At 35.9% G+C, this 18,249-nt stretch carries 17 protein-coding genes; all 17 read right to left on the reverse strand.

What is annotated here, in order from left to right:
- Nucleotides 1-4: 4 nt before the first annotated feature.
- On the reverse strand, nt 5-931 hold the full coding sequence (locus AC57AW_RS15000; protein WP_047425449.1) for a mevalonate kinase family protein: 927 nt from the start codon (nt 929-931) through the stop codon (nt 5-7).
- Nucleotides 932-1,064: 133 nt separating this feature from the next.
- Nucleotides 1,065-3,143 (reverse strand): M12 family metallo-peptidase, encoded by a 2,079-nt coding sequence (locus AC57AW_RS15005; RefSeq protein WP_496352536.1) that lies wholly within the window; start codon nt 3,141-3,143, stop codon nt 1,065-1,067.
- Nucleotides 3,144-3,404: 261 nt separating this feature from the next.
- Nucleotides 3,405-4,895, reverse strand: a complete 1,491-nt coding sequence (locus AC57AW_RS15010) for an MFS transporter (RefSeq protein ID WP_318845598.1) — start codon at nt 4,893-4,895, stop codon at nt 3,405-3,407.
- Nucleotides 4,896-5,001: 106 nt separating this feature from the next.
- The gene (locus AC57AW_RS15015) at nt 5,002-6,180 is read right to left on the reverse strand and encodes an acetyl-CoA C-acyltransferase (protein WP_318845597.1); all 1,179 of its coding nucleotides are present in this window, start codon (nt 6,178-6,180) and stop codon (nt 5,002-5,004) included.
- Between the two features lie 58 nt (nt 6,181-6,238).
- Nucleotides 6,239-6,649 carry a hypothetical protein gene (locus AC57AW_RS15020; RefSeq protein WP_496352537.1) on the reverse strand — a complete coding sequence of 137 codons (411 nt, stop codon included), beginning with the start codon at nt 6,647-6,649 and terminating at the stop codon, nt 6,239-6,241.
- 2 nt (nt 6,650-6,651) lie between these two features.
- Nucleotides 6,652-7,056, reverse strand: a complete 405-nt coding sequence (locus AC57AW_RS15025) for a hypothetical protein (protein ID WP_496352538.1) — start codon at nt 7,054-7,056, stop codon at nt 6,652-6,654.
- Nucleotides 7,057-7,205: 149 nt separating this feature from the next.
- The gene (locus tag AC57AW_RS15030; RefSeq protein ID WP_496352539.1) at nt 7,206-8,300 is read right to left on the reverse strand and encodes a hypothetical protein; all 1,095 of its coding nucleotides are present in this window, start codon (nt 8,298-8,300) and stop codon (nt 7,206-7,208) included.
- Nucleotides 8,301-8,378: 78 nt separating this feature from the next.
- Nucleotides 8,379-9,086, reverse strand: coding sequence for a hypothetical protein (locus AC57AW_RS15035; RefSeq protein WP_496352540.1), 708 nt, complete (start codon nt 9,084-9,086; stop codon nt 8,379-8,381).
- Nucleotides 9,052-9,606, reverse strand: coding sequence for an RNA polymerase sigma factor (locus AC57AW_RS15040; RefSeq protein ID WP_496352541.1), 555 nt, complete (start codon nt 9,604-9,606; stop codon nt 9,052-9,054). The genes AC57AW_RS15035 and AC57AW_RS15040 overlap by 35 nt, the downstream gene beginning before the upstream one ends.
- Before the next feature lie 114 nt (nt 9,607-9,720).
- Nucleotides 9,721-11,103: a nucleoside permease gene (locus AC57AW_RS15045; RefSeq protein ID WP_496352542.1), complete on the reverse strand. Its 1,383-nt coding sequence runs from the start codon at nt 11,101-11,103 to the stop codon at nt 9,721-9,723.
- A 22-nt stretch (nt 11,104-11,125) separates the two neighbouring features.
- Nucleotides 11,126-11,725 (reverse strand): bifunctional nuclease family protein, encoded by a 600-nt coding sequence (locus AC57AW_RS15050; RefSeq protein WP_318845590.1) that lies wholly within the window; start codon nt 11,723-11,725, stop codon nt 11,126-11,128.
- A gap of 189 nt (nt 11,726-11,914) precedes the next feature.
- Nucleotides 11,915-12,862: an electron transfer flavoprotein subunit alpha/FixB family protein gene (locus tag AC57AW_RS15055; protein WP_496352543.1), complete on the reverse strand. Its 948-nt coding sequence runs from the start codon at nt 12,860-12,862 to the stop codon at nt 11,915-11,917.
- 42 nt (nt 12,863-12,904) lie between these two features.
- Entirely contained in the window at nt 12,905-13,651 is a 747-nt protein-coding gene (locus tag AC57AW_RS15060) for an electron transfer flavoprotein subunit beta/FixA family protein (protein ID WP_076351723.1), read from the reverse strand.
- 149 nt (nt 13,652-13,800) lie between these two features.
- On the reverse strand, nt 13,801-14,508 hold the full coding sequence (locus AC57AW_RS15065) for an SDR family oxidoreductase (RefSeq protein ID WP_496352544.1): 708 nt from the start codon (nt 14,506-14,508) through the stop codon (nt 13,801-13,803).
- Nucleotides 14,509-14,588: 80 nt separating this feature from the next.
- Nucleotides 14,589-15,512: a T9SS type A sorting domain-containing protein gene (locus AC57AW_RS15070; RefSeq protein ID WP_496352545.1), complete on the reverse strand. Its 924-nt coding sequence runs from the start codon at nt 15,510-15,512 to the stop codon at nt 14,589-14,591.
- Between the two features lie 210 nt (nt 15,513-15,722).
- Complete coding sequence (locus AC57AW_RS15075; protein WP_496352546.1) at nt 15,723-16,643, reverse strand: T9SS type A sorting domain-containing protein; 921 nt, start codon at nt 16,641-16,643, stop codon at nt 15,723-15,725.
- A gap of 210 nt (nt 16,644-16,853) precedes the next feature.
- Nucleotides 16,854-18,233: a dipeptidase gene (locus AC57AW_RS15080; protein WP_077416971.1), complete on the reverse strand. Its 1,380-nt coding sequence runs from the start codon at nt 18,231-18,233 to the stop codon at nt 16,854-16,856.
- Nucleotides 18,234-18,249: the final 16 nt, after the last annotated feature.

The raw sequence follows: 18,249 nt of genomic DNA on the forward strand, positions 1-18,249 counted from the left end.
CTGTTTAAAATCTGTAAATCACTTCTTTTTGGAAGCCTTCAAGCATTTTTTCTGCTTTTGCATAGTCTTTGGTAAATCCTAAGATATAGCCGCCTCCACCGCTTCCGCAGAGTTTCAGATAATAAGCATTAGAATCCAGGCCTTTTTTCCAGATATTAAAAATACTTTCAGGAATCATAGGACGGAAATGTTCATAAGCCCAATGAGAAAGTTTTTTCAGATTTCTGAAGAAAGGATTCATATCTTTTTTAAGGAAAGATTCAATACATGCGTTGTTGTAACGGATAAATTCTTCTTTCAGGGTTTTTCGGAAACCTTCTGTCTTCATTTTTTCAAAGAAAATCTGAATCATAGGACCTGTTTCCCCTGTTATCCCGGAATCAATAAGGAAGATAGCTCCTTTTCCTTTTTCTCCTTCAGGAATATTTACCCTGTCTAAATTTTCTTTATTTTCGATAAGGATTGGCAGATTCATATAACAGATCAGAGGATCCATTCCTGAACTTTTCCCATGGAAATAGCTTTCCATTTCACCGAAAACAGCTTTTAATTTTTTAAGATTATCTTTTGAGATATTCTCAGGGTTGAGTTTGCTGATTGAATATTTTTCAAAAATAGCAGCAACCAAAGCTCCGGAACTTCCCACTCCATATCCCTGAGGAATATTGGAATCAAAGAAAAGTCCGTTAGAAATATCATTTTTGAAGCTCTCGATATCCAACTTAAAATCGTCGGAAAGATCAAGTGCTGTAAGAAATTCAGAGTATTTCTGCAGATGTCTGTTGGAATTCAGTTCAAATTCAGAACTCAAATCTGAAAATTTCAAAGTTCCTTTATAGAAGCTGTAAGGTACTACAAGCCCCTGGGAATCTTCAATCATTCCATATTCTCCAAACAGGATTATTTTTGCATAAAATAAAGGGTTGGTCATATTGACAATAAATCTTTTTGCAAAGTTAAAAATTATTCCGCTGAATATAAGCAAAACTCAGGCCGAATTTTTTCTATATAAATATACAAAAAAAGCCTGATAAAATCAGGCTTTACAAAGTTTTATTTAAAAATTACTGTTTGATCAGCTTTTTATTAATGGTCTGCTTCTCTGTTTCTACAGTAATCACATAGTTTCCTGTCTGAATTGAGGAAAGATTTATTTCCTGTTTATTCCCTTTTAAAGAAGAATCGGAAGCAACCAGCCTTCCTGCTTCATCATAGATTTTATATCCTTTTAATCTTTCTTTTGAAGAGAGAGTGATCATATTTTTGGCAGGGTTTGGATAGATATCTATTGCATTATTTTTGATATTGATATCTTCTACTGCTAAAACACCACAAGAGAAATTCACATTCCAGCCGTTTCCTGTAACGCCTCCATCTGAAACAAATCTTACTGTTATGGCACCTGAAGGATCTGTTGATGTAAACGGACCGGGAACTGTACTTCCACTCAGATTATTTCCATTGGCGAATAATGGTGAAGCTGTAGAAGGTCCATTATACACATACATAAAATCATAGCCCTGTTCAAGATCGAATGACGTAAATGTCATCGTCATAGATGAGCCGGGAGTAGGATAAAATGTTTTTACAAGGTCTTCATTATCTTTATATTGCCCAGTGGAACCTCCGGTATCTAAAAATGGAGTTCCATCACACCATGCTCCATCAGTCAGGAAAAGCTTTGATAACTGGAATGCATTTGGCCCGCTGCAATCTGTTCCTACACTTAGTTTATAATAAGATGCCGGTTGAAGATTTGTAAAATTAAAAGAGGGTGTATTGGCATTTCCGGAAGATACTGCCGCTCCGTTTGCTGTTGTCAGCTTATATTTCCATGTTGTTGAAAGAGCATCTGTAAAAGCAGCATTTGCAGAAGTCTGTGTGATATTGTTAATTGTAAAATTGGTGATCGATGTAGGACATGAGGTTGTACAATTGGTACCAAGGCATCCTTTTGAATCTACAGTATTCCTGATCAATGTTCCAGGCTGTACCCCAAAACCATTCGCAAAATTAATCCCTACGCTGCTTAGCAAATGGCAGTAACTCATAATGGTACCACCACCTGCCGGAGGAAGCGCCGCAGTACATCCTTCGTTGTTTCCTGATGCAGGTCCACATCCATCAATGGCTGTATTATTTCCGTTCCAGAAGCAAGAATGCGTATGTGGTGAGCCTAGATTATGCCCAAGTTCATGGGTCATTACTTCTATATTCCACGAATAAGTAGGTACATTCTGATAGTTTAAATTCATTCCGCAATAAGAATACTTGTAACTGGTACATAATGAGTTGACATAAGCAATACTTGTTGTCGCAGGATTTCTTAATAATTGTGCTACATCTCCGTTGAAAGTAGTTCTTGTAGTTCTGAACTGATTCAGAATTGCACTTGGTGACCCTGTATAAGGATCAGTGGTTGTCCAAACAAAAACTTCACTTAAGGCTACATTAACATTTTCATTTGCGTACAATGTTGTAACATTATTATGCATAGCGGTAACCCAGTTCGTAGTAGTGGTAGTATTGCTTCCATTTTGAGTATAGGGTCCAAAACCTGCTTCATAATATATTCTTACGCAGTTGTCTGTTTTCTTTTTACTGGTATTATTAGGGTTGAAAACCGGTCTCTGAACCTGATTTTCTTTCAATCCGTCTACATCACAGGAAAATGGATTAGATCCTGTTAGTTTAGAATCTGAATAGCTTACAAAATCTTCAGAATTTTTAGCTTTTCCTACGACTATATTTCCTAATTCGGGGGTAGAAGCAACTCCTATAATATCATTATTAAAAAAGCTAAAAGCTACGATAGAAGCATCATCTCCTTTTACAATTCCCTGATAATACACTCCTGGCATATATTCTACTCCTATTCCTTTATCTGTAACTACTTTAAAATCGTTGGTTAAAATCTGATGTCTGTACATTTCAACAGTGATCTGTCTGCCACCATCAAAAGGAAAAGAGATTTCAAGAAAATCAGGTTTATCTTTGATTAATCTTTTTAGTTCTGCAGGCTTCAAAGACATCACCGTAATATCTGTTGCTGCTCTTCTGTATTCAGTTATTTTATCTATAGATTTATCTGCCTCAAATAAGGCATAGGTTTTAAGTTCTGATTTTCGATTATGAAATTCCAAAACTTTTTGGGCAACGGGTTTTAAATTTTGAGAGAAACAAAGAATAAAACATTGCAAAAAACAAATTAATAGAAGCTTTTTCATGATTTTGATAATTTTGTCATTTTTGCAAATAAACAAAAAATATCAACACATAGTGAAAAATCATAGCTATATTCTAGTATTACTGGTAATTCTATAAATAAATCAAATCAATTAATCAAATAAATGTTTTTTATTCATTAAAATAAAAAAAGACGTTAAAAATAACGTCTTTCAATTTTATAATGTTTCTCTATCGGTTCTCATTTTAACCTTCAGGAATCTTATTAAAACTAATCCTGCTGCAAAAAATAGGGTCATAGACAATGCCGCGATACGCATATTATTGAAATGCTCGATCAATGTTGCAAAGATGAATGTTCCAATGATGATGGCAATTTTCTCCAATACGTCATAGAAACTGAAATACGTAGTGTTTTCCATTGAGTTCTCCGGAAGCAGTTTAGAATACGTGGATCTAGACATTGCCTGAAGACCACCCATTACTAAACCTACCACTGCAGCTACTCCATAAAACTGGTATTCTACCGTTGGGTTTTCTTTATTCAGGAAATACGCCCAAAGACAAGCAACAATCCACAGCACAATAGCAATTGAAATAACATTTTTGTTTCCGATTCTCTTAGATAGCCTTGAGAAAATAACTGCTCCGATAATGGCTTCGATCTGAATTACCAAAAGGGTTCCGATCAGTTTATCCTGAGCCAGATTGATCTCACTCTTCCCGAATAAGGTTGCCATAAGGAAGATCGTCTGCATTCCCACACTGTAAAAGAAGAAACTCGACAGGAAGAATTTCAGGTTTTTATCTTTGAAAAGTTCTCCTCCTACTTTAAAAAGTTCGTGGAAACTTTCTTTCGCAATATCTTTATAGAAACTAAGGTTGTCTTTCAATACTTCAAAAAAACCTCCCTGTTCTTCATGCTTTTTGAAGATATTCTTATAGTTTAATAATACAAGATCTTTAGGAAGTTTATCTTTTACGTCTCCAAACTGTGGAAGGTGTTTGAATGTATATTGAGAAAAACCAAACCACCAGGCTCCTGTAAGCAAGAAACTGATTCTTGTAAATAATAACTGCTGAGCTGCCCCTTTAGCAAAAACCTGAATAAGGATTAAACAAATTACTACTAAAACTACAGATCCAATATATCCATAGACATATCCTCTTGCGGAAAGTGCATCCTGCCTATCCGGTGTTGCAATATCCGGAAGAAAGGAGTTATAAAACACTAGGCTTCCCCAGAAGCCGACACTTGCTGTAATACTGAAGAGAAGCCCCAGAAATACGTTATGCATCCCCGTAAACATGGCTAATCCCATACATGATGTAGCTCCTAAATAACAAAAGAACTGTAGGAAGGATTTTTTGTTTCCGATTGTATCTGCCAAAGAAGATAAAAACGGTGAAAGTAATACTACAATAAAGAACGATATAGTAAGTGAATACCCGTATACAGCATCCGGCTGATATTCTTCTCCAAAAATTTTGATCATATGCCTTACGGGAACATCAATCCATTTTTTGGTTTCTGCTATATATTCTTTTTTCTCATACGCTGTGGTAAGGATAGAGTAATAAATAGGGAAAATGGTAGAGGTAATAACCAGGGAATACACGGAGTTTGCCCAGTCATATACAGCCCAGGCTTTCATAATCTTCGGATTATTCTTTATGTTTTTAGGCTGTCGGTTCTCAGTTTCAGACATTTCAAATATATATTAGTAGCACAAAAATAGAAAAACCATTAAGAAATGGATAAGTTTTTAAAAAAATTATCGATTCCTTAATGGTAATATATTCTTTAACAGAATATTAGATATTTTCAATAACGATAGCAGAAGCTCCACCACCTCCGTTGCAGATTGCTGCTGCACCGTATTTTGCGTTATTTTGCTTCAAAACATTGATTAATGTAACGATAATTCTTGAACCTGAACTTCCCAGTGGGTGTCCTAATGCTACAGCTCCTCCGTTTACGTTTACTTTAGCAGCATCCAATCCTAAGATTTTATTGTTCGCCAATCCTACTACTGAAAAAGCTTCGTTGAATTCGAAGAAATCGATATCTGAAACTTCTAATCCTGCTTTTTTAAGAGCGATAGGTAAAGCTTTTGCCGGAGCAGTTGTAAAGTTTTCAGGCTCATGTGCTGCATCAGCGTAAGAAACGATTTTCGCAAGAGGCTTCAACCCAAGTTCTTCCATTTTTTCTTTGGAAACAAGGATCAATGCAGAAGCACCGTCATTCAAAGTAGATGCGTTAGCTGCTGTTACTGTTCCTTCTTCTTTTTTGAATACTGTAGGAAGAGTTGAAATTCTGTCGAAGTTTACTGCTTTATATTCTTCATCTTCAGCAAAGATTACTGGTTCTCCTTTTCTCTGAGGAATAGAAACCGGTACAATTTCTTCGTTGAATTTCCCTTCACTCCAAGCTTTTGCAGATCTTTTATAAGATTCTACAGCGAAGTTATCCTGATCTTCTCTTGTAAAGTTATAGTCTACTGCACATTTTTCTGCGCAAACTCCCATATGTACTTTGTTGTAAACGTCTGTAAGACCGTCAAGTACCATCCCATCAAGCATTTTGATATCGCCTAATTTTGTAGCCACTCTTGCATTGTAATAATGAGGAACTAAAGACATATTTTCCATACCTCCAGCAACAATTACGTCTGCATCACCAGCTTTGATTGCCTGAGCAGCCATTGTTACAGCCTTCATTCCTGAAGCACAAACTTTATTTACTGTAGTAGAAGGTGTATTGATTGAAAGACCTGCTCCTAAAGCTACCTGACGAGCCGGCGCCTGGCCTTCTCCTGCCTGCAGAACATTCCCCATATAGATTTCCTGAACAGCATTAGGATCTAAACCGATTTTATCCAGTGCTCCTTTTACAGCAGTTGCTCCCAGTTTTGTAGCCGGAACCGTTGACAAACTTCCCATAAAACTCCCCATAGGTGTTCTTACTGCGGAAACGATGAATACTTCTTTCATGTATATAATTTTTATTTTTAACTCAACGGAACAAAAGTTCCATTTTTATAGATTGAATTTATTTTACTTTTACATAGACCACATCAAATTGATTTCCTTCAATTTTTATATTCACTTTCAGAAGGTTATCCTGAGTTGCTAGGATTTTATTATTGAAGACATCTCCTATCTGTACAGGATTATTTTTATCAGATTTCTCCATAATGATTGCTTTATAGTTGCAGTCATCAACAAAAACCAATGTTGATTTGATATAGTCTTTTCCATTATTGAAATATTCGGTCTGAATATTATCTTTAATAGTCATATGCCATATGCCTTCCGGATAATTGGGTCTTACAAATTTCCCTTCTTTTATATTGGCACATTTAGCCGGATTGTCCGGTTTTTTCTGATCAGCTTTCTGAGCGTTAGCCTGTGCGGCTGTCACCAGCAAAATTCCTGCGGAAAATATTTTTAAGAAGTTCATTTTTATAGTTGTGTGCGGTTATTTACTTTCTTGTTTCCTCCTGCAAGAACCAAAAGGAAAGCGCCTAAAAATTCTACAGCCCAGCCCCATTTCAATTTAACAATTCCGGCAAAAGTTTCCTGCCAGGATTTGAAAGGTAAAAAGCTAAAGTATTGCAAAGACTGCATCTTCACAGCGAATAAAGTAAAAGCAAATAAAAGGATAAGCAGAATACCAAAAAACCTTACGATTTTTGCGCTGTTATTTACAATTCCAAAAACGGCACATGCAGCAAATAGCCAGCATGCAATGGCCAGATAATGATCAAGTTTCCAATAGTTCCAGTTCCCAATAACAGGCACATGTACCAGAGGTAAAAAGCTTCCTATAATCACTAACAGTAATCCTAATAACTGAATATTTTTCATATTTACTAAAGTGCCAAAATACAAAAAAAAACACACTTTTAAATAGTGTGTTTTAAAAATAGGATTTCCATACCCGAACGCTTGTTAGTTATAAAAAATATCCAATATTTTTATTTATTATATAAAGAAAAAAGCTATTTGATATCAAATTAAAAATTAACATTTGCGATCTCTATCCCAATCTGAAGTCCATATTTTTTCTTCAGCAAAGCATTGTCATTGAAAGCGGGAGTAAAGTCTTTCTGAACAAACAGATTGAACCCGGCATAACTGATTCCCAATTTCCCTCCGAAAACAAGATCGTTCACCCCATGCATCACTTTTTCTCTTTCAACAATTCTATCAGAAAACTCATTGGAATACTTGGTATAATTCACACTTCCTATTTTTACACCTCCATAAACACCCAGAATAACACACAACTGATTCCTGTTGTTATCCAGATACTTAACCCCCTCATAGTCTTTGTATTTTGGATTTAAAACAAATTTAAGGTCTACAGGAATGGTTAGATAAGTATTATAAAGCATACTCTTTTTAAGGTTTCCACGGTCAAAATCACCAACGAATAAGTTGTATTTATCCTGCTTGAATGCCTGCTCATATTTTGGGGTAAGCTGGTCTGACCGCACTCCCAATCCGAAACGGTAGAAAAAAGGACTGGTATAACTTCCGATTTGATTACCGTACCATAATGTCAGCTGCCAGGAATTGATAACACTGCTTTTTATATCAGAATTCTTACTGTAAAATTCAAAAGGTTTATTCTTTGAAGTTAATCCCGCCCCGCCCATACCCACAGAAAGTTCTAAGGTTTCTAGATAGTTTTTCGGATTATTCTTTTTTTTCTTCTCATTGAGTTTCATATTAAATCCATTTAGTCCCAGCCAAAGCTGATTTCTTCCAGATTTTACGGAATCTTCAGATTTAAAAACAGCATCTTTAACGAGTTCTTTGGTTGCCATTTCAAGATCCTGCTTTTGGGAATCTATTTTTTCATTAATAATCTGCTCATATTTTGAAGCAATTGCTGTGCGCTGCTTTTGCTTTTCGTCAGGTGTGATTTTCTTTTCTTTAAAACTCTTATCAATCTGATCCAGCTCTACATTCATTTTGCTTTTTTCAGACATCACTATACTGTCAATTTTTTTTGAATAGACACTCAGGTTGTTATCCTGAGTTTCCTGGCCAAATCCATAGCTAAAAGCTATTACAGCAGCCATCAATAGTAATTTTCGTTTCATATTTTTATTAATTTTAAGACCATATTTCATCACTGTCCCTGTACCGGGGCAGTTTTCTGTGATATAAAGGAGGATTGTTTATTTGCTTTGCAGTGAGTCACTGTAGACTGTGACGCCAAATATTTTAAGAGAATTGGGACTTTTAACTTTAATTTTAGTCATATCAAGCGTTCCAAATTTTCTGGTATCGGTCCTGTTCTCTTCTCTCTTTTTTTGAAATTCTCTTCCCTGCAGGAGTTCATCAGCATTGATGTATTCAGTCTTTTTACTTTCTACAGGAGAAGTTTTGTCTGCTATAGAAATTATATTTTTGTCTAATACCGGGGCTTTAATCTCATAATCAGCCACTATAATCTGCTCTTCTTTACTGTTGCTTAATCCTTCTTTCTGTGAGATTTCTTTGTGTTGGTAAGCTATAGGAACATCTGGAATTACTTTTACGTTCTCTTGATTGGCATTTTTTACTGTTTTTTTACTTTCAACAGTAGGTATTTGCGGATTTATAAATGATATTTCTATGCCTTCTTCCGGCAGTTTTGTATGAACGATCGGATTCTCTGTATTGACAGGATAACTTCTATTAAAATAAAGTAATGCTCCTACAGAAACCAACAGAACTACTACGGCAGCATATCTCCACCACTGTAAAGCCTTTTTAGGGCTCATAACAATGCTTTTCACTTCTTCCTGGTCTATTTGTTCTATTCTGTCCCAAAGATCTGCGGAAGGCTTTATTTCAAGCTTTTCGTAATCAGATTTTAACTGTTTCAGTATTTCTTTTTTCATTTTCTTTTGCTTTTAAAAATTCAGCAAGCCATTTTTTTGCCTTGCTCAACTGGCTTTTGCTTGTTCCTTCAGAGATATTAAGAATTTCAGCAATTTCACTATGCTTTTTATCCTCAAACACGTATAGATTAAAAATCAATCTATATCCTACCGGCATCTGGGAAAATATTTCTTCAATATTTATTTCCTCAGGATATTCTTCATCGGTTGATTCACCATAATCATCGGCAATTTCTACATCTGCATAGAGAATATTTTTATTCTTTCGAATAAAGGTGATAGAATCATTCACAATAATTTTTCTAAGCCAAAACGGAAAACTTTTCCAGTCTCTGCATTCATGTATTCTGGTAAAGCATTTCATAAATGCATTCAGGAGGATATCTTCCGCATCATGAAGGTTATTGACATAAGAATTTGCAATGGCCAGCATTTTGGGAGCCAACATCTCGTAAAGGGCTTTCTGCCCTCTCCGATCTTGTTTTTTAGCCAATAAAAAATTCTCTTCGATATTCTTCATGTTTCAGTTTCTATCTATAAGACGGAGTATTTCTCAAAAGGTTGCCTGAAAATAAAAAAAATTGCATTTTTTTTCAAAAATGCAATTTAATATCTTAATAATGTTAGTTTTAACTTAATGTTTTACTGATGAAACATCTTCTGGGTTGTGTTTGTGTTTAAACAATACGGCAAAGAATATAGCCAGTACCAGCGAATAAATGGCAAATGAAAGCCATATCTGCTGCCAGTCTTTTACCATCACCACAGATGAAAGAGTTCCGTCTGAATTAACTGCTGCATTGAAACTATTTTTCAGAATTTCAAGGAAAGTAGGGTTATCAGGCGTAGTTTCCAGATAAGTGGACAAATCTGAAGCGGTTGTGAATTTATGAGTAAAGAATTTATCAATCGCCCAGCCTGCAATATAACTTCCAAAAACAGCTCCGAAACCGTTGGTCATCATCATAAATAATCCCTGAGCTGAAGAGCGTATTTTTTTATCGGTAGTTGTTTCTACGAAAAGCGATCCTGAAATATTAAAGAAATCAAATGCCATTCCGTATACAATACATGAAAGGATGATCAGGGAAAGTCCAAATCCGTCCGGAACACCATATGCAAAGAATCCGAATCTTAATACCCAAGCCAGCATAGACATCAACATTACTTTTTTTATTCCGAATTTCTTCAGGAAAAAAGGAATCGCCAAAATAAACAGGGTTTCTGATACCTGAGAAATTGACATGATAATGGTAGATCTCTGTACTACAAATGAGTCAGCATACTTAGGGAAATGCGCAAATTCACTTAAGAAAACGTCTCCATATGCATTGGTAAGCTGAAGTGCTGCTCCCAAAAGCATTGAAAATAAAAAGAACAAAGCCATTTTATAGTTTCCAAAAAGCTTAAATGCATTCAATCCTAGTTGTTCTGATAATGGTGAATTTTTATCAATCAGTTTTTGTGGTGGACATTTTGGTAAGGTAAGAGCATAAATTCCTAAGATTATTGCTACAGCACCTCCAATATAAAACTGCCCTTCTGTAGCTTTGTTGCCACTAAGGTTAGTGATCCACATTGCTACAATAAAACCAATGGTACCCCATACACGAATCGGCGGAAAGTCTTTTACTACATCCAGATTGTTATTTTTCAGGATTGTATAAGAAATGGAGTTCGCAAGTGCAATGGTAGGCATATAAAAGCACATAGCCACAAGCATTACCGAAAAGAAAGAATTCGGGTCTGCAGAATGAGGCAATATGAAAAGAATAACCCCATAAAGGATGTGTAATACTGAAAAGATACGCTCCGCATTGATCCAGCGGTCAGCGATAATTCCAGTAATGGTTGGCATAAAGATGGAAGCAATTCCCATGGTTCCGAACACGGCTCCAAACTGAGTTCCTTCCCAATGTTTTGTACCAAACCAGAAGTTTGCCATCGTAATCAGCCATGCTCCCCAAACAAAAAATTGGAGAAAACTGAGGATGGTCAGTCGTAATTTTAAATTCATAGTTTATATAAAAAGTATCTCTTTAGTCAATTGTCTTTTTCCTTCTCTTGATTTCTTCCTGAATTTCAAGAGCAGTATCATAGTCTTCTTCTTTAACGGCATCCTCCAGTAATTTCTGAAGTTCTTCCATAGAAAGAGATTTTAAGTTGTCTTCTGTCTGTACAGTTTCTGAGAAAGATTGGTCTTCTTTGGCAACATCTTCCAGTTCTAATAAAATCCCTGCTTCATTCAGAACCTGCTGTGTTGTAAATATAGGTGCATCAAATCTTACCGCCATTGCAACAGCATCAGAAGTTCTGGCATCAAGGATCAATTCTTCTTCGTTCGCTTTATTTTTAAAGTTGATATTTGAAAAGAATACTCCGTCTACAATCTGATAAATAATAACAGAAATCAGCTCATAGTTGGCAGAGACTATAAATTTTGTAAATAAATCATGAGTAAGAGGACGCGGTGGATGGATGTCTTTTTCCAATCCGAGAGAGATAGACTGGGCCTCGAAATTTCCTATAACAACAGGTAATTTTATGTGTGTTTCTTCATGCTCCAGTAACAATGCGTAAGCCCCCGACTGGGTCTGGCTATACGATATTCCGCGAATAATTAGCTGTTTATAATCCATAGCTACAAATATAGATTAATTTTTTATTGTGATTTTACTTTTTTACGCAAAAATAAAAGCCCGGAAAGCCGAGCTTTTATCTGTATTGTTGATGATTGTCAAACGTCAATAGTGAATTTTACTTCGCAAGTGAATTATTTAATTAAAAATTGACGAGCAAAGCGAATTGACTATTCACAATTCACTTTCTTATCCTTTTATTGCTTTAATTTTCTCTGTTAATGCAGGAATAATCTGGAAAGCATCTCCTACTACTCCATAGTCAGCAGACTTGAAGAATGGTGCTTCAGGATCGCTATTGATTACTACGATAGTTTTTGAAGAGTTTACTCCGGCAAGGTGCTGAATTGCTCCTGAAATCCCTACAGCGATGTAAAGATTCGGTGAAATTGCTTTACCTGTTTGTCCTACGTGCTCTGTGTGAGGTCTCCATCCGATGTCAGAAACCGGTTTAGAACATGCTGTAGCTGCTCCTAAAACGTTTGCTAAATCTTCGATCATTCCCCAGTTTTCAGGTCCTTTCAGTCCTCTACCGGCAGAAACTACAACTTCAGCTTCTTTAAGGTCCAGTTTACCTGAGCTCTGCTCGTGAGAAATCACTTTAGTATCTTCATTAGCTACTGATAAGTTTTTCACTTCTTCTGAACCTGATACTGCATTTTCTTTAACACCGAAAGCGTTTTGAGAAACCGTAACAATTACTCCGTTTCCTTCAGCTTTTGCATGCATAAATCCTTTTCCTGAGAATGCTCTTCTCTTTACCTGGAAAGGAGAAAGGCTTTCAGGAGCTTCTAAAACGTTAGTGATTAAAGAATAGTTCTTCATCACCGCAAACATTGGCGCAATTGAAGAAGCATCAGTTGTGTGAGGGAAAACAATGATATTTCCGTCTGCTACTTCACTTACAGCCTGTGCGAACGCTTTTGCTGAGAAGTTTTTAAGACCTTCGTCTTTAATGTTGATTACGTTTGATGCTCCATATTTATATAATAAATCTGAAGAATCTATAGGGTTTACAGAGATTGCCGTAACGGTATCTCCGGCTTTATCAGCAACAGCTTTAGCATAAGAAACTGCTTCGAAAGCTGCTTTTTTGTAAACTCCGTTTATATTTTCTGCGTATACGAATACTGCCATTGTTTTACATTTAAAAATTAAAAAGATTGAAAAATTTAAAGATTAGATTACTTTCGCTTCTTCGTGAAGTAATCTTACCAATTCATCCAGATTGTCAGGAGAAACCATTTTCACAGCTGCTCTTGGTGGAACGCTGTCATAAGATACTCCCTGAACTTTTACTTCTGAAGAAGTAGGCTCTACTACCTGTAGAGGTTTTGTTCTTGCAGACATAATTCCTCTCATATTCGGGATGATAAGGTCTTTTTCATCTACCAAACCTTTCTGACCAGCAATGATAGCTGGTAATTTTACAGAAATAGTTTCTTTTCCTCCTTCAATTTCTCTTACTGCAGTAGCTTCACTTCCGTTTACGTCCAATCCTACTGAAGCATTTACGAAAGGCTGGTTCAATAGCTGAGCCACCATTCCAGGAACAGAACCTCCATTATAGTCGATAGATTCTTTTCCGCAAAGGATAAGGTCATATCCTCCGTTTTGAGCTACAGCAGCAATTTCTTTTGCTGTAGAATAGCTGTCTTTAGGATCAAGATTTACTCTTACTGCATCGTTAGCACCAATTGCCAAAGCTTTTCTGATCACAGGTTCTGTACCAGCATCTCCTACGTTGATTACTGTTACTGTTGCTCCCTGAGATTCCTGAAGTTTAACTGCTTTTGTCAACGCAAATTCGTCTAATGGATTGATTACCCACTGAATTCCGTTTTTGTCGAAAGCAGATTTATCTGCTGTAAAGTTAATTTTGGAAGTAGTATCCGGAACACTACTAATACAAACTAATATTTTCATGTGTACTATTTTATTTTTTCCCTTTGGTGCATAAAATCATGACAGTTTATGCAGAGATTTTGTTTGAATTAATTTTTGCTAATATAAATAAAAAATATATTATGCATGCATAATACTTATTAAATTATTATTCAATACATTAGATGTAGTTACTTCGCTGGTTTTGTTGCCCTAAACTCTATTTTACTTGGCAAAACTCTTGAATTCATCTTCAAAATATCCAATATAAGATTCCCCATATCTTCAGGCTGAATCTTCCAATTGTCTTTTTCTGACGGAATATTTCCGTTAAAATGAGTAGCTACCGAACCTGGCATAATGACCGTAGACTTAATATTGTATTTCCTTAAATCAATCATTGCAGCCTGTGTAAAACCTACCACTCCAAATTTTGAAGCATTGTATCCTGTTCCGTTTTCAAAGAAGTTGGATCCTGCGAGACTTGAGATGGTAATATAATAACCTTCTGTCTTCTTCAGTTCTTCTACAGAGGCTTTTAAGGTATAGAAAGCACCTGTGAGATTGGTTTCTATCATATCATTCCACTCTTCTGCAGTGAGTTCGTCTACGGGCTTGAATATCCCCAATCCTGCATTAGCAATGATATAATCCAGTCTTCCGAACTTTTCAACGGTATATTTTACTGCTTCCTGTTCGCTTTCCAGGCTTCTTACGTCAGAAACAATTCCCAAAACATTTTCTGAGTATTGCTTAAGTTCTTCTTCCGCCTTCATGACATCTTCTCTTTTTCTTCCTGAAAATGCTACTGAGATTCCATTTTCAAGTAAAATTTTCGCAATTCCGAAACCGATACCTTTGGTTCCTCCTGTTATATAAGCTGTTTTATTCTCTGACATTGATTCCCAAATTTTAATTCTCTAAAATAACAAAAACGCTCCAATTGGAACGTTTTGCTGATACTAAGATTTATCAGGAATTATTTTTTTATAAATTTCTCTGTGAAGTTTTTTCCCTCTGTTTCTACATTCAGTAAATAGGCTCCGGAAGATAAGTTTCTTACATTCACCTGATCACCGTTTAAGGTTACATCTACTCTTTTTCCAGACATATCATATACTTCAACATGCTTTATCTTGCCAGGAGTTGTTATTTTTATCACTTCAGTAGCAGGGTTTGGATAGATGGATAGTTTCACATCGTTTTTAACGGCGTCTCTTGTAGACAGTGATGCTTCATTATTGATTTTGATATTGTCAATATAAGCAGAACCTCCATAATTATCATGCACAAAATCCATCCTGTTAATATTGTTGTTACTGAATGGCTGTCCTGTATAGATAAGAGCATCATTCAGGAAATACTGGATTCCTGTAGCAGTAGAAACTATTTTCATTCTGTACCATGTGTTGGCATTCCAGGTTTGGTTGGTATTTACCAGGTTAGTTGAACCCGCTGTTGCAATTAAAATTGATCCATCGTAAGAAAAATCAATATAAGTAACAATCCCTCCAGCACCAGTTGTACTCACTGTTCTGAACACGAAATCTGAACTTGATGAACTTTTTTGCGTAAGTCTTACATCAAATGATTGTGTGAAGCTATTATAGGTTAATGGTGTAGTAAAGGTATAGAAACCACCCATTACAGGGCTTTGCTGTGGTCCATAAGGCAAATCTGGTGTAATTTTTAAACTATTTGAACCCTGGCTTGCCATTTCAGCTGATACCAATTGGCTTGTCAAATATACTGGTGGTGTCGCTCCATTACTTGTACTAATCCAACCCTGCTGTCCATTAATATTTCCTGTTGTAAAACCTTCACTAGCTTCAAAAGAGATGGTCTGCTGAGCAAAAGACGATATAGAAATCAACGAAATTGCGAAAATGTAAAGTTTCTTCATGATATTTTTTAGTTTTGAGCAAATATATGTATTTTAATAAAAAAGACAAAATCAACGAATATTTTAAACCTAATAATTAATTAACATAATATAATTTAACCTAAACAAATAAAGATATTAAACCTAAAGAAAAGCATCATTTCAAAAAAATCATCCATAAATACAGTCGCAGGCTACAAAGAACACAGGTTCTCAGAATTAATGAATAATTTATCTGATGATTACTTTTTCTGTGAAATTCCTTCCTTCAGTTTTGATATTAACCATATATACACCTGCAGACAGCCCTTTTACATCCATCCTGTTATTATTCTTTTCAGTTTTTATCAGCTTTCCTGCCTCGTCATAGATTTCAATACTTTTTACTGTACCTAGAGAATTAATATGTATAAAATCAGTTGCAGGATTAGGATAAACAGATATTTCTTTGGTGGTAACTTTAGAATCTTTAATCCCTAAAACCAATAGTTCACTATTCACTTTAATATTATCAATATAAGCTGACCCTAACGCATTATTATGTACAAAGCGCAGCTGATCTATATTCATTGAACCAGCGGCTGTGCCTGTGTAAATAAGAATATTATTAAGATAGTATCTGACATCTGTGGCAGTTCCTATGACTTTCACTCTATACCAGATATTAGGGAGCCATGCTGAAGGTATGGAAATCAAATCCGGTATACCTAATACTGTATTCAGGATCTTGAACAGTCCGGTTTTATCAAAGTCTAATCTCACAACAAACTGATCGTCAATATTATTCACTCCCTGAAAACCAAAATCAGAGCCGTTGATCTGCGATATATTGATATCAAATGACACAGAAAAGTTATTGTAAGCCAGAGGAGCTGACAGATTATAAAATCCTCCTATAATAGGATCAGACTGGGTTCCGTAGGTCGATTCTTTGACAATTTTGAGAGAACTGTTCCCATCACTGGCTTTATCTACACTGATGGTCTGGTGGGTTACATTTGCAGGAACTCCTCCTGTGGGAGTACTGATCCACCCCGCCTGGCCGTGGATATTTCCAACATTAAATCCTTCATTGAATTCAAAGGATACAGCCTGCTGTGCAAAAACGCATACTGATAATAGTAAAAATGCAATTGAGTAGTATTTTTTCATAGTAAATCAAGTTTTGTATTAAAAATATAAACTTTCAACGAATGGTGAAATAACTTATTGCAAATAAAAAATAACGCTTTTGTTTTCAGTGAATTTAATTTTTAAACTCAGTAAAAACATCTTTCTAAACGGACGTCATAGCTCAATTCAGAGCAAAAAAATAAGGTATCTCTTTCCAGAAATACCTTACCCTATCTTATTTTCGTTGAATTACTTTGAATAATTTTCAAAGAACAACGGAATACTTTCAATTCCTTTATAGAAATTAAATAATCCATAGTGCTCGTTTGGAGAGTGGATTGCATCAGAATCCAACCCAAAGCCCATCAAAACTGACTTAGCTCCTAAAACCTGCTCAAACATCGCTGTAATTGGAATACTTCCTCCTCCTCTGTATGGAAGAACTTCTTTTCCGAATGCAGATTCCATTGCCTGTTTTGCAGCTGCAAATTCTTTGGTATCTGTTGGTAAAACGTAAGGCATACCTCCGTGGTGAGGCGTTACTTTAATTTTCACTGTATCCGGAGCGATTTTTTCAAAATATTTCGTGAATTTTTCCGTGATTTCCTGAGGAGTCTGGTAAGGAACCAAACGCATTGAAATTTTAGCAAAAGCTTTGGAAGGAATTACAGTTTTTGCGCCTTCTCCGGTATAACCACCCCAGATTCCGTTGCAGTCTAAAGTAGGACGGATAGACGTTCTTTCTAACGTTGTATATCCTTTTTCGCCTTCTATATTGCTTAATCCTATTGATTTTTTGAATTCTTCAGGATTGTCTTTCAATTTGTTCATATCAGCTCTGTCTGCATCTGAAACGGTTTCTACGTTGTCATAGAACCCATCAATTGTAATATGACCATTTTCATCAATCAGATTAGCGATCATTCTTGAAAGAACGTGAATAGGGTTGGGAACTGCCCCTCCGTAAAGACCAGAGTGTAAGTCTCTGTTTGGACCTTCCACTTCTACTTCTACATAACTTAAACCTCTTAATCCTGTTGTAACAGTTGGTTGTTCGTTGCTGTAAATATGAGTATCGGAAATTAAAATACAGTCGCAAGTTAATTTCTCTTTATTTTCATTCACCCAGTCTCCTAAGCTTACAGAACCGACTTCTTCTTCTCCTTCCAAGATAAATTTAACGTTGCAAGGAAGAGCATTGGTCTTCATCATAGCTTCGAAAGCTTTCAGGTGCATAAAGAACTGTCCTTTATCATCCGCAGAACCTCTGGCAAAGATAGCTCCTTCAGGGTGTAGTTCAGTTTTCTCAATATAAGGTTCAAAAGGTGGTTTTGTCCATAATTCCAATGGATCTGCCGGCTGAACATCATAATGTCCATACACCAATACCGTAGGTAAACTTTTATCTAAAATCTTTTCCCCGAAAACAATTGGATAACCCTTGGTCTGGCAAACTTCAACATTATCAGCTCCTGCATTTTTAAGGTGTGCCGCCACTACATCTGCACATTTCAAAACGTCATCTTTATACGCCGGATCTGCAGAAATAGAAGGAATTCTCAATAACTCAAATAATTCATCCACGAAACGCTGTTTGTTTTCGTTAATGTAATTTAATGTCTCTTGCATTGTAAAAATTTATTTT

It is taken from the genome of Chryseobacterium sp. BGA-UO-ETr-SB22 (assembly GCF_059567885.1).

Bases quoted from the DNA above. Each gene is read 5' to 3' on its own strand.
- AC57AW_RS15025 (WP_496352538.1), bottom strand. From the start codon at position 7,056: ATGAAAAATATTCAGTTATTAGGATTACTGTTAGTGATTATAGGAAGC.
- AC57AW_RS15020 (WP_496352537.1), bottom strand. From the start codon at position 6,649: ATGAACTTCTTAAAAATATTTTCCGCAGGAATTTTGCTGGTGACAGCC.
- AC57AW_RS15055 (WP_496352543.1), bottom strand. From the start codon at position 12,862: ATGGCAGTATTCGTATACGCAGAAAATATAAACGGAGTTTACAAAAAA.
- AC57AW_RS15010 (WP_318845598.1), bottom strand. From the start codon at position 4,895: ATGTCTGAAACTGAGAACCGACAGCCTAAAAACATAAAGAATAATCCG.
- AC57AW_RS15070 (WP_496352545.1), bottom strand. From the start codon at position 15,512: ATGAAGAAACTTTACATTTTCGCAATTTCGTTGATTTCTATATCGTCT.
- AC57AW_RS15075 (WP_496352546.1), bottom strand. From the start codon at position 16,643: ATGAAAAAATACTACTCAATTGCATTTTTACTATTATCAGTATGCGTT.
- AC57AW_RS15035 (WP_496352540.1), bottom strand. From the start codon at position 9,086: ATGAAAAAAGAAATACTGAAACAGTTAAAATCTGATTACGAAAAGCTT.
- AC57AW_RS15000 (WP_047425449.1), bottom strand. From the start codon at position 931: ATGACCAACCCTTTATTTTATGCAAAAATAATCCTGTTTGGAGAATAT.
- AC57AW_RS15080 (WP_077416971.1), bottom strand. From the start codon at position 18,233: ATGCAAGAGACATTAAATTACATTAACGAAAACAAACAGCGTTTCGTG.
- AC57AW_RS15060 (WP_076351723.1), bottom strand. From the start codon at position 13,651: ATGAAAATATTAGTTTGTATTAGTAGTGTTCCGGATACTACTTCCAAA.
- AC57AW_RS15050 (WP_318845590.1), bottom strand. From the start codon at position 11,725: ATGGATTATAAACAGCTAATTATTCGCGGAATATCGTATAGCCAGACC.
- AC57AW_RS15045 (WP_496352542.1), bottom strand. From the start codon at position 11,103: ATGAATTTAAAATTACGACTGACCATCCTCAGTTTTCTCCAATTTTTT.
- AC57AW_RS15040 (WP_496352541.1), bottom strand. From the start codon at position 9,606: ATGAAGAATATCGAAGAGAATTTTTTATTGGCTAAAAAACAAGATCGG.
- AC57AW_RS15030 (WP_496352539.1), bottom strand. From the start codon at position 8,300: ATGAAACGAAAATTACTATTGATGGCTGCTGTAATAGCTTTTAGCTAT.
- AC57AW_RS15065 (WP_496352544.1), bottom strand. From the start codon at position 14,508: ATGTCAGAGAATAAAACAGCTTATATAACAGGAGGAACCAAAGGTATC.
- AC57AW_RS15015 (WP_318845597.1), bottom strand. From the start codon at position 6,180: ATGAAAGAAGTATTCATCGTTTCCGCAGTAAGAACACCTATGGGGAGT.